The 15,204-nt window shown below is 38.2% G+C and carries 8 protein-coding genes and 2 pseudogenes; 7 read left to right on the forward strand and 3 right to left on the reverse strand.

The genetic code is table 11. The features are described 5' to 3' along the window. Nucleotides 1-318: 318 nt before the first annotated feature. From INQ00_RS09835 to INQ00_RS02755, 5 genes and pseudogenes are all read left to right on the forward strand, one after another. Nucleotides 319-2,096 (forward strand): annotated as a pseudogene (locus INQ00_RS09835) (ShlB/FhaC/HecB family hemolysin secretion/activation protein). Between the two features lie 61 nt (nucleotides 2,097-2,157). Next, the gene (locus tag INQ00_RS09870) at nucleotides 2,158-2,718 is read left to right on the forward strand and encodes a two-partner secretion domain-containing protein (RefSeq protein ID WP_197547239.1); all 561 of its coding nucleotides are present in this window, start codon (nucleotides 2,158-2,160) and stop codon (nucleotides 2,716-2,718) included. Nucleotides 2,719-2,859: 141 nt separating this feature from the next. Next, the gene (locus INQ00_RS02740) at nucleotides 2,860-10,008 is read left to right on the forward strand and encodes a hemagglutinin repeat-containing protein (protein ID WP_232086614.1); all 7,149 of its coding nucleotides are present in this window, start codon (nucleotides 2,860-2,862) and stop codon (nucleotides 10,006-10,008) included. Between the two features lie 385 nt (nucleotides 10,009-10,393). Further along, nucleotides 10,394-10,807, forward strand: a complete 414-nt coding sequence (locus INQ00_RS02750; protein ID WP_197547242.1) for a hypothetical protein — start codon at nucleotides 10,394-10,396, stop codon at nucleotides 10,805-10,807. After that, nucleotides 10,807-10,986, forward strand: coding sequence for a hypothetical protein (locus INQ00_RS02755; protein WP_197547243.1), 180 nt, complete (start codon nucleotides 10,807-10,809; stop codon nucleotides 10,984-10,986). The genes INQ00_RS02750 and INQ00_RS02755 overlap by 1 nt, the downstream gene beginning before the upstream one ends. Before the next feature lie 199 nt (nucleotides 10,987-11,185). Here INQ00_RS02755 and purT (INQ00_RS09740) read toward each other — a convergent pair. After that, nucleotides 11,186-11,326 (reverse strand): annotated as a pseudogene (gene purT / locus INQ00_RS09740) (phosphoribosylglycinamide formyltransferase 2); the annotation flags it as partial. Between the two features lie 125 nt (nucleotides 11,327-11,451). Between purT (INQ00_RS09740) and INQ00_RS02760 the strand changes: the two are divergent. After that, nucleotides 11,452-12,378, forward strand: a complete 927-nt coding sequence (locus INQ00_RS02760; RefSeq protein WP_232086615.1) for a VENN motif pre-toxin domain-containing protein — start codon at nucleotides 11,452-11,454, stop codon at nucleotides 12,376-12,378. Nucleotides 12,379-12,719: 341 nt separating this feature from the next. After that, nucleotides 12,720-13,133, forward strand: coding sequence for a hypothetical protein (locus tag INQ00_RS02765; RefSeq protein WP_197547244.1), 414 nt, complete (start codon nucleotides 12,720-12,722; stop codon nucleotides 13,131-13,133). A gap of 291 nt (nucleotides 13,134-13,424) precedes the next feature. Here the strand turns inward: INQ00_RS02765 and purT (INQ00_RS02770) are convergent, their stop codons facing one another. After that, nucleotides 13,425-14,606, reverse strand: coding sequence for a formate-dependent phosphoribosylglycinamide formyltransferase (purT, locus tag INQ00_RS02770; protein ID WP_197547245.1), 1,182 nt, complete (start codon nucleotides 14,604-14,606; stop codon nucleotides 13,425-13,427). Between the two features lie 9 nt (nucleotides 14,607-14,615). Then, the gene (gene luxS, locus INQ00_RS02775) at nucleotides 14,616-15,119 is read right to left on the reverse strand and encodes an S-ribosylhomocysteine lyase (protein WP_197547246.1); all 504 of its coding nucleotides are present in this window, start codon (nucleotides 15,117-15,119) and stop codon (nucleotides 14,616-14,618) included. Nucleotides 15,120-15,204 lie beyond the last annotated feature (85 nt).

Below are 15,204 nucleotides of genomic sequence, written 5' to 3' on the forward strand. Positions count from 1 at the left end.
AGATCAGGCAATACTTCAATGATATTCTTTGCTTGGAAAGTAAGGGATAGGGAAGGTAGGCCAATATGTATCCAATGGTGAAAAAACACAACAAACCTGATGCTAAGTCTTGAGGATAAATAATACAAAAGTATTTTAAACAGAATACGCTTTAACCAAATACAAAGTGCAGTCAATCTCCAAAGAGTTTTAAAACTTGAATAGAATCAAGAGATAAATACCTTAATCATGCAAATTTCAATGGCTTTTTTTTTTTGAAAAATTTGATATTGTATAGACCTATATTTATCAATAACTTAAACTTAATTAACATAATAGATGAAAAAATTATTACCCTCTTTTCTTTCCTGTTTATTACTTATTTCCCCTTTTATCTTAGCTAATCCACCTTCTACAAATGCAAATGTAGAAAAACAAATTGATGCTCAACAACAAAAACAACAAGCGGAACAAGAGGCTGCAATTTTAGCTCAGCAAACGCAATCAGCGAATGTGCGTTTAGAGGCTGAAAAAGAATCGTCTCCTAGCTTTCCACAAAATGAAGCACAATGTTTTCCCATCAATCAATTAGCACTCACAGACTATCAAGCTGAAGAATCCACTTCATCCACAACGCCTCTTAAACTTGCTCAACCTAGCCAATTTTCTTGGGCATTAAAATCAGTTTATGCTGAACGTGATTTTGCGCTACCGGCTTGTATTGGTTCAGAAGGGATTAACGTATTACTTCGTCGTATTCAAAATCGTTTGATTGATGCAGGTTATGTGACAACACGTGTTGTAGTTGAACCGCAAGATTTGCGTTCAGGCGTGTTAGTTTTAACGGTAATACCCGGTAAAGTGGGTCGCATTCAATTACAAGACCAAAGTGCTATTCCATTTGCGACACGCGGTACGCTATGGTTTGCTATGCCAATGTCGCAAGGAGACATGTTAAATGTACGCAATATTGAGCAAGGATTAGAAAACTTAAAACGTGTACCAAGTGCTGATGCCAATATGGAGCTTGTACCAAGTGAAAATGTAGGGGAAACCGATATTGTGATTTCCTATAAACAGACATTGCCTTTTCATTTAACTTTAGGTGTAGATGATTCAGGTAGCAAAGCAACAGGTCGCTTACAGGGCTCAGCAACATTTTCTTGGGATAATGTGTTAACACTGAACGACATGTTCTATATCAGTGGTACGCGTAGCTTTAAGCGTAATAGTGACGATGCAGAAGGCGATTATGGTAGTAAAAATATAACACTCTATTATTCTATTCCTTGGAGAAACTACCTTTTAACTCTTTCAGGCTCTAAATATTCTTATCATCAAACAGTCGCAGGGGCTTTTGAGTCTTATGTCTATTCTGGCGAAAGCCAACAAATGAAAGTGAATTTAAGTCGCTTACTCTCTCGTGGTAGTCAACATAAAACGTATATCAATGGTGCATTATGGACGAAAAAAAATCTCATAACTATATTGATGATACAGAAGTTGAAGTACAACGTCGTCGAACAGCAGGTTGGGAAGTGGGGATTAATCATACTCACTACATCAGCGACCTTGTTTTGCAGATTTTTGCTGGTTACAAGCGTGGTACAGGCGGTAATAAAGCGCTACCAGCACCAGAAGAAGCGTTTGGTGAAGGGACTTCACGCATGCAAATTATTACAGCGGGACTTGATTTAACGTATCCATTTACGATGGGTAATCAACCATTTCGTTTCAATACTAGTTGGAATGGTCAATGGAATCGCACACCTTTAACTCAACAAGATAAATTTAGTATTGGTGGGCGTTATACCGTACGAGGGTTTGATGGTGAGCTTTCGCTTTCGGGTGAAAAAGGTTGGTTATGGCGTAATGAACTTGGGTGGGACATTGCTAATAAAGGGCATGAGCTTTATTTAGGTATAGACCAAGGTAAAGTACATTCTAGTCAAGATGAGCTTCAAGTAGGAAGTAGCTTAATTGGTGGGGTGATTGGTCTTAGAGGCAAATTATGGGGAATTAACTATGATTATTTCGTAGGTAAACCGATTAAAAAGCCAGAAGGATTTAGAACCAGTAATGTGACAACCGGATTTAATGTAAGTTACCGTTTTTAATACGTATTTATCAGATTAATTGAAATTAGACAGAATTTAAAATTTAAAGGAAATTGAGAAAATGAATAAACGTCATTACAAAGTTATTTTTAGTCGTGTATTAAATCAACTTGTTGTGGTATCTGAACTTGCCAAATCACAGGGTAAAGCACAAAGTGAGAATATGAGCTCAGAACAGTCAAAAACAGGGTTGTTTTCAACCGCGCTCTCACTCAACCCTATCCATTTTAGCTTAATGCTAGCATTAGGCTTTGTGTTCCTTTCACCTTCAGTTCAAGCTGAAGATATGGCTATTCGTGCGGATAAATCAGCACCAGGTAATCAACAGCCGACAGTATTACAAACAGGTAATGGCATTCCACAAGTTAATATTCAAGCACCAAGTCAGGCTGGAGTATCGCGTAACCAATATTCACAATTTGATGTGGCAGAGAAAGGGGCTGTATTAAACAATGCTCGTAAAGCGGCACAAACTCAGATGGCTGGCTGGGTGCAGGGTAACCCAAATCTTGCTCGTGGTGAAGCGAAAGTGATTTTGAATGAAGTTAACTCAGCGAATCCAAGCCGTTTAAAAGGTTATGTAGAAGTAGCGGGTAAAAAAGCAAGATGTGGTGATTGCTAACCCTAGTGGCATTCAGTGTGATGGCTGTGGTGTGATAAATGCAGGGCGTGCAACGTTTACTACGGTAAGGCAGAAGTTGAAAATGGTGAATTAAAAGGCTATCGCGTACAAGGAGGAAAGGTCTCAGTAGGTCAAAAGGGGATGGATACCTCTAAAGCAGATTACACAGATATTATTGCAGATAAGGCTGAAATCAAAGGTGGTGTGTGGGGTAATAAAGTTAAGGTTACCACAGGTAAAAACAAGGTAGACCGCACCAATGATTCGGTGGTTTATGTTGGTGATAAAAATACAAACGAAACTGACCGCACTTCAGAGAGCCAAAATGGCCAAACACAAACTTACAGTGTGGATGTGGGCCAATTAGGCGGGATGTATGCTGAGAAAATCCATTTAGTGGATAACGGTCAAGGTCTTGGTGTACGTAATGCGGGGCATATTGGTGCTGCTGCAGGTGAGGTGAAGATTGATAGCCAAGGAAAAGTTATCAATAGTGGCACTATCAGCTCAACGCAACAAGCCGATATTAACGCAAAAAAATCCATTGAAAATACAGGTAAAATTGAAACTAAGCAAGGTAATGTATCATTACGCTCTCAAGCTAATGTGGCACAACATGGTTCGATTGTTTCGCGTCAGGGTGGGATCTCAGTTCAAGCTAAGGATAATCTCACTCAAACAGGTGAAACCGTAGTGAAGGGTAATGTTGCTTACCAAGCGAAGAATATTAAGGCTAGTAAAGGTGCATTAATTGCCGCAGGTGTAACTGCTCAAGAAACTACACAAGGTGAGACTCGTTCATTAGATAGTCAAAGTGCTCAAGGTGCTAGCATTATGCTCTCAGCTGAAAATTCTGTTTCATCTAAAGCTCAGCATCTAGCTAGTGGCCAAATTAATGCTAAAGCAGGTACCCTTGATTTATCTGAAAGTCAATCAACAGCTGATAGTATTGCTTTCCAATCTACTCAATCACCTTTAAATTTGAATCAAGCAACATTATACAGTGAGGGGAATACTACATTAATCAGTCCAGACGCTATTCTAGCGGAGAATACTAACCTAAATGCAGGGCATTTTGTGATAGATACTGCACAACTTAATAATAAGAAGAGTAGCTGGATTCAACGTGGTAAAGAAGCCTTTTCACTGAATTTAAAAAAAGGGCTAGATAATACTCAAGGGAAAATCGCTGCTGAAGGGTTGATCTCTATTCAAAGTCCGTTAATTCAAAATAATCAAGGTGTGATTTGGTCAAATCAAGGTGTGAAACTTAACACAAATGCAGGACATATAGAGTCTCAATCTGGTTATTTATTTGGAAAAAATAGTCTTGATATTAGTACTTCAACATTAAATAACCAGAAAGGTGAAATGTTAGGTGGACAAGTTTTATTGACTGCGCAGCAAGTTAATAATGAGGAAGGAAAGTTAATTGCCGGAAATCGCGCAGATTTATCAGTTAATCAATTTAATAATCAGCGTGGTATTGTTTATAGCCAAGGTGAACTATCATTAAAAACAGAAAATCTACACAACCAAGATGGCATTATTTCATCGGTTTCTCGTGCGACATTGCTTGCAAATGATTTAAATAACCTTAAAGGAGTGATTCAGGGAGAGTCTGATTTAACGATTCAAACCCAAAATTTAAATAATACACAAGGTGATATTTCAGCGAAAACAGCAGCGATTTCTTCAGCTGCAATAAATAATGCACAAGGTGTAATTTCATCTCAGGATTTAACATTATCTGGTACAGATTTAAATAACAAAGGTGGCATTGTTCAAAGTGTGAATTCAACATTAAATTTGACCGCACTTGATAACCAAGCTGAAGATGATAAAGGCTCTTTGGTTAGTGCAACAAATCGTTTAGTGTTGAATGTTACAAATGTAAATAATAAAAATACAAAAGCTAAACAAGATACTCTTACCCAAGGTATTCAAACAGCTAATTTAGTAATGAATGCGGATCATATTGAAAACCAATCTGGCGGCATTTATGTTGGAAAATCAGCAAATCTTACAATTAATCAATCTCTTGATAATCAAAAAGGTGAGATTTTATCAACTGGTCGAGTTGATATTATAAATCCAGATTTGACCTTAGTTGTAAATAATGCACTAGGGACAATTGAATCAGTGATTGGAACGACATTGCAAGCTAAAACATTAGTTGATGAGGGGTCAATTAGTACAAAAGGAGATTTGGGTATTGAGTTAAATGATAGCTTTACCCTAAATAAAGCCTTTGGTGTAGGCAATAATCTTACTTTTAAAACAAAAGGTGATTTTGTTAATAACTCCAACCTTGTGGTAGGTAATTCAGCATCAGTTGAAGGATCTACTATTCAAAATAGTGCTAATGCAGAAATTTCTTCAATAAATACACGTATTCAAACTAATAAGCTAAATAACTTTGGCTTAATTGATGGCGATACCACAGTGATTAAAGCCAATGATGTAAATAACATTGGTACGGCACGTATTTATGGAGGACACCTTGCAATTCAAGCAAACAATTTAAATAACCTTGAGAATGCTGACGGAACAGCGGCGACAATTGCTGCTCGTGAGAGACTTGATTTAGGTGTCGGTAATTTAGTAAACCGTAACCATTCACTTATTATGAGTTTAGGTAATATCTATATTGGTGGACAGTTAAATGAAAATAATCAAGCAACTGGTTACGCAAATAGTATTGATAACGGTAGTGCAACCATTGAAGCTTTAGGAAGTGGTTGGATTAAAACCCATCGTCTGCTAAACCACGATTTACATTTAAGGTTAGGACATAAATATACTAAAAATCATTTTGTTACGTATTCCCCGTTTGATAGCAGTGCGACTTATTATAGTAATGAAGGAGAAAAAGGTGAGGGCTATTTAGATCATGTTAATAATAGTCGTCATAATAGCAATCAATATTTTCGTTTCAATGATGGACGTAAAGCTGTGGCAGCTCAAAATTGGCTGAAACAAGATTACATTCGAACCACAGATACTAATACCATTGAACACCAAGACCCAGGTAAATTGCTTATCGGGCAATCTTTACATTTGGAAGGGGGGGAGTATACGAATAAACACTCCCGAATTGTGATTGGTGACACTTTATATTTAGCAGATAAAGCGATTAAGGAACCCGTTAGTACAGTAAGTCAAGGATTACTAAAACTGGATAATATTGATGTTGATGGTGAAATTCATCGTCGAGACATCGGTTTGAAAGAAGACATTATAAAAGAAAAGAATCGTCATGGTGTGAGAGGTAGAAAAGTTTGGGCTGTGTATGGTCGAAATAAACAAAAAATCGACCGCCTATTACCTGTCGAACCGTTTAAATTTGGGCTGGAACTTTTAAAAATAGGTGAGCCGGTGGAGTCTACTGGCGCAATTGTTGGGAATAAATCAGATTTCCAAGGCGTTTCATTAGCAGAGAAAACACCTTTAAATACAGATTTAAATGTTCATCGCGTTAATCTAGAAGCAATCACGTCTGGAGTGATGAAAAATAAAGATAACCTTGATATCAAAACGCATTTACCAGATATTTCATTGCCACAGGCAAGCCTTTACAAAATTAACCCAGTGCTATCTAGTCAATACCTAGTGGAAACTGATCCACGTTTTATTCAGAAATCTAAATGGCTAAGTTCTGATTATATGTTTAAACAGATTCATAACGATCCGAAAAATATTTTGAAACGTTTAGGGGATGGTTTCTATGAACAACGTTTAGTTAATGAACAAATTAATCAACTTACTGGTAGACGTTTCCTTCAAGGGTATTCGTCAGATTATGAACAGTATAAAGCCTTGATGGATAATGGTGCGCAATATGCAACGAAACTTAATTTGATCCCTGGCGTAGCATTGACGGCTGAGCAGATGAAACAGCTCACTTCAGACATGGTATGGATGGTGAAACGTGAAGTTACGTTAAAAGATGGTACGAAAACAGAAGTACTTGCACCACAGGTTTATGTAGTAGGCCGTAATGCAGATATTGATAGTCGAGGCGCAGTGATTTCAGCCAACGATGTGATTGTCAATATTCAAGGCGACATTCAAAACAGTGGAGTTATTTCTGGGCGTAATTTGACCCATTTGGCGGCAAATAATATAGAAAACCTAGGCGGAAAATTGCAAGGGCGTGAGCTTTACTTAAAAGCGAAAGAAACTCTTAATAATCTCGGTGGAGAACTCAATGCAGAAGAGCGTTTAGTGGCTCAAGCTAAAAACATTAACATAGAAAGCCGTACGAGTGAAACCGAGGATACTGGCAATTTTTACCGCAAATCCCTTGTTCAGCAAGCCTCAATTAATGTGGGTAGAAAAGATGCAGCTGACAAGGGGCAAAAAGGCAATGCTCTTTTAATGGCAACGGAAAATATCACAGTAAAAGGCGCTAACTTTAATATTAAAGGTGATGCTGTATTGCAAGCGGGTGATAAATTAAATCTCGACACGATTGAAACCCAAAACAAAGAACATTATGTCTCTAACGCTGATAATTATTACAAGCTTGATCAAAAACAAGAAGTTGGCAGTCAGTTAAATGTGACTGGAAACTTTGATGCTATAGGTAAAAGTGCGGTTGAAATGCGAGGCGTTTCTGTAACCAGTAATGGCACCATGAATGTGATGTCTGAGGGGAATATTAATATCCAAGAAGCCCGTTATAAAGAGCAGCTTTCTAGTGGTTCAAAAAGTAAATCTAGAGGTTTAACAAGTTCAACGACAGAAGTTTATCGACATAAACACGATTATGATGTTGCGGAAGCCTCAAATTTGGATGTGGATAAGATAAATATCCATTCAACTAAGGGTAATATTACTATTCAGGGCTCAAATGTGGCGGCAGGTAATGGCTTGACGATGAAGGGTAAGAACATTGATATTCGTGAGGCTGAGAACCGAATTTATTCTGATGATTTTTATAGCAAGAAAAAATCAGGAATGCTAGGTGCTGGTATCGGGGTTGCTTTCGGTACCCAAAAACAAACTACGGAAAGTGGCCAAACTAAGCTTTATGCCCAAAGTAGTCAAGTTGGTAGCCTCAAGGGGAATACTACAATAATTGCCGAGCAATCATACACACAAACAGCGAGTACAGTGAAAGCAATAGAGGGTGATGTAAATATTTTAGCTCAAAAAGCTGAAATTAAAGCAGCAGATGATAAATATGAAACGAATACTAAGCAAACTTTTCAGCAAAAAGGCGTTACTATTTCCTTAAGTTCTCCAGTGATTTCAGCTATTCAGGGAGTAGCTAAATCAGCTGAAATGATAGGGAAAAGTAAGCATGCTCGAGTAAATGCAATGACAGCAGCTAATAGCGTGTATAACGTGGTTCAAGCAGGTCAAGCTCTAGGTGAGTTAGCTGGCGCTGCTAGTGGTGCAGGGCAAGCAGCTGGTGGTTCTACGGGAGTTAAAATTTCAATCACTTATGGTCAACAACAAAGTGAATCCAGAACACATACAGTGGGTAATACCGCTGCTAAGTCTCAAGTCAATGCTGGCGGTAAAGTGAATATCATCGCTACAGGAGCGGGTAAAGCATCAAATATTGATATTGTTGGATCTGATATATGGGGAAAACAAGGAACAACTTTAATTGCTGATAATCAAGTAAATATCAAAGCAGCAGAGCAAACACATCAAGAGCGTAGTACTAACAAATCCAGTGGATTTAACGCTGGGGTTGCTATTGCTATTGGAAAAGGAGTTTCAGCTGGATTAACTGTAGGTGGCAACTATGGTAAAGGTTATGGTAACGGCGATGAAACTACATATGTAGCAAGTCATGTAGGTGATATCCAAAGTAAAACCGTGATTCAGGCAGGTGGAGATGCTAATGTAATTGGTTCAAGTATCCAAGGAAAACGAGTAGAGCTTAGTGCGGAAAACCTCAATATTGAGAGCTTGCAAAATAAAGCAAGCTATGATGGAAAACAAATGAACGTAAATGGTTCAATAACAGTTGGTTATGGTTTTTCTGCTGATGGTGGTTATAGTAAGTCTAAAATGAATTCAAACCATGCATCTGTGAATGAACAGGCAGGAATTTATTCAGGTGATGAAGGCTATGATGTGAATGTAAAAAATCATACAGATTTAAAAGGTGCGATCATTACTTCAACTCAACAAGCTGAAAGCTTAGGATTAAATCAATTTAGTACTGGTACATTAAGCCATAGTGATATTGAAAACCACTCATCTTATAAAGGTTCTTCAATAGGCATATCTGCTAAGGGAGATGCAAATGGCGGATGGACTGGCCAAGAGAAAAATGGTATTTCTGGTAGTGTGGGTTATGGTCGCGAAAGTGATAATCAAGATAGTGTGACTAAAAGCGGTATCAATACTCAAAATATTAAAATCCGCAATGAAAACGCACAACAAGCACGTACAGGGAAATCCATCACCGAGACCCTTGCAGCAATTAAAACCGATATCAGTACTGATAATGCAGAAAGTCAAAGTGGTAAATTAGAAAATCGTTTTGATAAGAATGCCTTACAAAAAGAGCTTAATGTACAAGTCGAGGCAACAAAAGGGTTTGTTCAAACAGCGAGTGCAGCTGGGAATGCAATTGCAAATAAATTAGGTGAAGAAGCTGTTGCTAAACAACGTGAAGCACAAGCTGCTCAAGAAGTTGCTGACCGTGCGTATAAAGCTAACCCAAGCAAAGAAAATGAAACCGCATTAAATACCGCGAATCAAAATCTGATAACGGCTAATAATGAAGCAGACAAGTGGCAAACTGGAGGAGAATATAAGCGAAAAATTGATGGCGCAATGAATGCGATTTCTGCAGCATTGGGTGGTTTGCCAGCAGCGGGTATTGCTACCTCCGCACTTTCGCCAGAAATAAATCATCAAATTAAGCTAGCCACTGAGGGTAGTCCTATGGCTAATAAGGTTGCCCATGCACTTTGGGGCGCGGTGGAAGCTTACTCCGCAAATCAAAATGCAGCAGCGGGAGCTGGCGGTGCTTTAGCGGGTGAGGTGATGGCTGATGTAATTGCAAAAGAGCTTTATGGTAAAAAGCCTAACCAACTTAATCGAGAAGAGAAAGAGGTCGTATCTTCTGTTAGTCAAGCAGCCGGTGCTTTAGTGGGTGGAGTGGCAGCAAATAGTAGTCAAGGAATTGGTGTAGGACTAACTACGGCTAAGAATGCTGTGGAGAACAACCTTCTTTCTAAAAACGAAGATGAAGAACTTTTCAATATTTCAGAAAAGTTTGAAAAAGAAAAAGGGCTAAAACAGAAAGAAAAAATATAGGCGGAGAATTATTGAAAAAAGATTCTTATATTAATTTTTTAATTCGCCTAAACCAAAAAGATCCTAGCCAATTAACGGAGGGGCAAAAGAATTATTTAGCAGTTGAATTACATAAAAAATCGCAAGATCGTGGAATGTTCCTGTATCTGATTTATATAACTGGGATTTTTCTAAAGAAATCAAAAGAAATGACTCTGCGTTAACAAAATATCTATCAGATGAAATTAAATTTTGGGACAGTTATGTCGGTAAACAGGCACAATCTTTTGCGATAGGTGCTTTAGCCGCAGGGGGGGGGGGTGCTGCTGTTAGAGTTATTCCTAAGGCTGCTGGATATTTACAAGAGACAGCAGTACTTTCAGCTAGAAATCCAGTTGCTGCAGAAATGGTAGTGACAGGAGGATATAATGCAGGGAAGATATCTTATAAGGCTTATGATGGGCAGTATAAAAATGAAGGGGAACTTTTAAATGATATTTATGGTACTGGTAAGGATATTTTAAAAGTACCAGTAATGTCTAAATTAGGACCTGTAGAGCAATTTTTTGTAAATCCTGCTGTTGATTTAATGTATGAGGTAAATAAAGTTGGAGCTACTGATAAACAAATAAAAACTGAAATGATTGGTTCTGTAACAGGAGCTAGTTATGGATTGTTGTCTGAGTTCACTTTAGGTAAATATTCTAAATTTGATGGAGTACCGAAAGTGCTCTTTAATGTAGTGGGCGGTTCTATAGCCTCTGATGAGGTAAAAAAAATATATAGCGATAGCAGTAATGAGAAAGTGGGGAGTAAGTAATGAAGAATATTATTTTAACTTTACTGTCTTTCTTTGGGGCTGTTATTTTATTTTTTATTGTATTGTTGTATGCTCAAATGGATGTAGGGATAATAAATATCCATTATGATTTATTAATTGAGAAGGCTTTTATTATGTCTCTAAAATTGCATTTTATTATTTTACCTATACATTTTTAATATCTAGAAGGAAATGAGAGAGATATTTCAAAAAAGTATGTCAAAAATATCAAGATCTTAGTTTTTAGATTTCTAGAAGCTTATAGGTTGTTTGAAAGGCATATAATACAAAGTGCGGTCAATTTTCAAAGAGTTTTTAAACTTCTCAAAAATTGACCGCACTTTTTGTATTTTCAACGATGCTTATGGTAAGCAAATCTTATAATTTCACATCCAACTTCGCGTAAGCTCGTTCTACTTTTTCCAATGCTTTTTCCACAGAAATATCACGAGCGAGTAAGACACCTAAATGGCGATGGCCATTGACTTAGTCTTTTCCGAAAATATGAATATTACTATTAACCTAAACCCAGCATTGGTTATAGTAAAGATTCCGATAGCCAATCTAGCACAACAAAAAGTGGTATTAATACACAAAATATCATTATTAAAGATCAAGCTGAGCAATTAAAACGTACAGGTAAAATGGTACAAGAAGAAATTGCGGCGATTAAAACCGATATCACTACAGAGAGTGCACCAAGTCAAAGTGGCAAATTAGAGAATCGTTTTAATAAAGATGATGTTCAAAAAGAACTCGATTTCCAACGTGAGGTGACAGAGAAATTTGGACCAAATGTCGCGGAAGCTGGAAGTTTGCTTGCTAATAAATTTGGTGAAGAAGCGAAAGCGAAGCGTCATGAAGCCGCAATTGCGTTAGAAGAAGCAGAAAAAGCCAAGGCAGAAAACAACAACGAAACTAACCGCGCTTTAGTCAAACAAGCACGAGATAATTTTGAGACAGCGAGTCGCGAAGCCAAAGAATGGGAAACGGGTGGAAGTCAACGCCTTGTCATTGATTCAGCATTAAATGTTATCAGCACCGCTTTAGCCGGCAGACCGGCAGCGGAAGTGGTGGCTTCAGGATTATCACCTGCGGTGAATAATCAAATTAAGAAAGCGACGACAGATGCAAAAGGTAATGTGAATACCACGCTCAATTTGACAGCTCATGCACTTTGGGGCGCGGTGGAAGCTTACTCCGCAAATCAAAACGCAGCAGCGGGAGCTGGTGGTGCTTTAGCGGGTGAGGTGATGGCTGATGTAATTGCAAAAGAGCTTTATGGTAAAAAGCCGAACCAACTTAATCGAGAAGAGAAAGAAGTCGTGTCCTCTGTTAGTCAAGCAGCCGGTGCTTTAGTGGGTGGAGCGGCAGCAAATAGTAGTCAAGGAATTGGTGTAGGATTAACTACAGCTAAGAATGCAGTAGAGAATAATCTTCTTTCTAAAAATGAAGATGAAGAACTTTTCAATATTTCAGAAAAGTTTGAAAAAGCAAAAGAGCTAAAACAGAAAGAAAAAAAAAATAGAGGCGGAGAATTATTGAAAAAGATTCTTACATTAATTTTTTAATTCGCCTAAACCAAAAAGATCCTAGCCAATTAACGGAGGGGCAAAAGAATTATTTAGCTGTTGAATTACATAAAATCGCAAGATCGTGGAATGTTCCTGTATCTGATTTATATAACTGGGATTTTTCTAAAGAAATCAAAAGAAATGACTCTGCGTTAACAAAATATCTATCAGATGAAATTAAATTTTGGGATAGTTATGTCGGTAAACAAGCTCAATCTTTTGCGATTGGTGCGTTAGCCGCAGGAGGTGGCGTCGCTGCTGTTAGAGTTATTCCTAAGGCTGCTGGATATTTACAAGAGACAGCAATACTTTCAGCTAGAAACCCAGTTGCTGCAGAAATGGTAGTGACAGGAGGATATAAAGCAGGTGAGATATCCTATAAAGCTCATAGTGGCCAATATAAAACTGAAGATGAACTTAAAAGCGCTGTTTATGATGGTGCTAAAGATGTAATTAAGGTTCCTCTTCTTTCAAAATTAAAACCTGGAGCACAAGCTCTTAATAGTTTTGCGTTTGATTTAATGTATGAGGTTAATAAACCAGGAGCCACAGATAGACAAATTAGAAAGGAGATGATTGGCAGTTCAGCAGGTTCTCTTTCATCACTAGTTGTAAATGGTGTTTTATCTGGAACTCCTAATATCAATCCAGCGTTCAAAATATTTTCAAATGTGATCATTGGAGGATATGCTTCTGAGAAAAGCAAGTCTTTATATCAAGATAGTTTAAATCAGCACGAGGAGAAGAAATGAAGATAATCTTTAAATTAATTATTGCTTTTTTAGCTATTTATTTGGGGATATCTATAGCGATTATAGTTACAGGGGGTGGCATTAGGGGAAAATTATATAAAATATAAATTTATTTTTGAAGATTCTTTAAAACCTTCTTTATTTATATTTGCAGTTATACTATTTTTTTTCAGTTACTTAATTGCACCTAAAAAATAATTGAGAAATACAATAGCATAAAGTGCGGTTAAGAGTTAAAGTATCTTAAACCGCACTTTTCGTATTTTCAAAGATGCTTATGTTAAGTAAATCTTATAATTTCACATCCAACTTCGCGTAAGCTCGCTCTACTTTTTCTAGTGCTTTTTCCACAGAAACATCATGGGCGAGTAAGACACCTAAACGGCGATGGCCATTGACTTCGCCTTTGCCGAAAATGCGAATATTGGTGTTTGGTTCGGCCAATACTTCGGCGATATTACCAAATTGCACGTTTTTTGATTGACCTTCCACCACAATCGCTTTTGAAGCCGATGGGCTAATTAAGGTGATTTCTGGAATCGGTAGGCCTAAAATCGCACGGGCGTGTAAGGCGAACTCAGATAACTCTTGAGAAATTAGCGTGACCATGCCGGTATCATGTGGTCGAGGGGAGACTTCATTGAAGATCACCTCATCACCACACACAAACATTTCCACACCGAAAATGCCGCGACCACCTAGTGCAGTGGTAATTTTCTCTGCCACGTCTTGAGCTTTTTTCAAGGCTGCATCAGACATGGCTTGTGGCTGCCAAGATTCGCGATAGTCGCCATCTTCTTGACGATGGCCGATTGGCGCTAAGAAGCTGGTGCCGTTGATGTGGTGAACGGTGAGTAAAGTGATTTCATAGTCGAATTTAACAAACCCTTCTACAATCACGCGTCCCGCGCCTGCGCGACCACCTTGTTGAGCGTAATCCCAGGCTTTTTGTAAGTCATCTTTGGATTTCAAAATACTTTGACCGTGGCCAGAAGAAGACATAATTGGTTTCACCACGCAAGGAATACCGATTTTTTCAACCGCACTTTGGAAGTCAGCAAAGTTATCGACAAATTGATAAGGCGAAGTTGGCAATTTAAGCTCTTCAGCGGCTAAACGGCGAATGCCTTCGCGATTCATCGTAAGCTTGGTGGCTTTGGCGGTAGGTACAACATTAAAACCTGCTTGTTCTAATTCCACTAGCGTATCAGTCGCGATGGCTTCCACTTCCGGCACAATGTAATCTGGGCGCTCTTTTTCCACTAAGGCTTTGAGGGCTGCACCATCTAGCATGGAAATCGTATAAGCACGATGTGCCACTTGTTGTGCTGGGGCGTTTTCATAACGATCGACGGCAATTACTTCCACGCCTAAACGTTGTAATTCAATCACCACCTCTTTGCCCAGTTCACCAGAGCCAAGCATCATCACTTTGATAGCATTCGGGGTTAATGCTGTACCTAGGGTTGTCATGTTGTGTCCTTATTTTAAGAAAGATTCATCAAGTGCTAAATTGTCATTTTTATTAATCCCCACACCGCGAGCAATCACATTTTTAGCAATTTCATGTGCTTCTTCTAAAGAATGTTCGGTGTAAGTCCCACATTGGTATTCGTTCAATTCTGGAATTTGGTTTTGATCTTGCACGGTTAAAATATCTTTCATGGAAGCTAACCATGCATCAGCTACTTGTTGCTCGTTTGGAGTGCCGATTAATGACATGTAAAAACCTGTGCGACAGCCCATTGGGGAAATATCGATGATTTCTACACTGTCATTGTTTAAATGGTCACGCATGAAGCCCGCAAATAAATGCTCAAGGGTGTGAATCCCTTTTGGTGGGAGAATTTCTTTGTTTGGAATGCAAAAACGAAGATCAAAAACAGTGATGTCATCGCCCTTTGGGGTACGCATCGTTTTGGCAACGCGCACGGCGGGTGCGTTCATACGGGTGTGATCCACTTTAAAACTGTCGAGTAATGGCATATTTATTTCCTTGAAAATCAGTGATTTGTAAATTAATTGCAAGTTTTTGTAAATTTTTTTACATTTTTTTACAATTTCTTTGAAC

The organism is Haemophilus parainfluenzae (genome assembly GCF_014931275.1).
In the GTDB taxonomy this organism is placed as follows: domain Bacteria; phylum Pseudomonadota; class Gammaproteobacteria; order Enterobacterales; family Pasteurellaceae; genus Haemophilus_D.

What these genes read in the sequence shown, in the direction of transcription:
- INQ00_RS02755 (WP_197547243.1), top strand. Translation starts at nt 10,807, where the DNA reads ATGAAGAATATTATTTTAACTTTACTGTCTTTCTTTGGGGCTGTTATT.
- INQ00_RS02765 (WP_197547244.1), top strand. Translation starts at nt 12,720, where the DNA reads ATGGTAGTGACAGGAGGATATAAAGCAGGTGAGATATCCTATAAAGCT.
- INQ00_RS02740 (WP_232086614.1), top strand. Translation starts at nt 2,860, where the DNA reads ATGGATACCTCTAAAGCAGATTACACAGATATTATTGCAGATAAGGCT.
- INQ00_RS09870 (WP_197547239.1), top strand. Translation starts at nt 2,158, where the DNA reads ATGAATAAACGTCATTACAAAGTTATTTTTAGTCGTGTATTAAATCAA.
- luxS (WP_197547246.1), bottom strand. Translation starts at nt 15,119, where the DNA reads ATGCCATTACTCGACAGTTTTAAAGTGGATCACACCCGTATGAACGCA.
- INQ00_RS02760 (WP_232086615.1), top strand. Translation starts at nt 11,452, where the DNA reads ATGGTACAAGAAGAAATTGCGGCGATTAAAACCGATATCACTACAGAG.
- INQ00_RS02750 (WP_197547242.1), top strand. Translation starts at nt 10,394, where the DNA reads ATGGTAGTGACAGGAGGATATAATGCAGGGAAGATATCTTATAAGGCT.
- purT (WP_197547245.1), bottom strand. Translation starts at nt 14,606, where the DNA reads ATGACAACCCTAGGTACAGCATTAACCCCGAATGCTATCAAAGTGATG.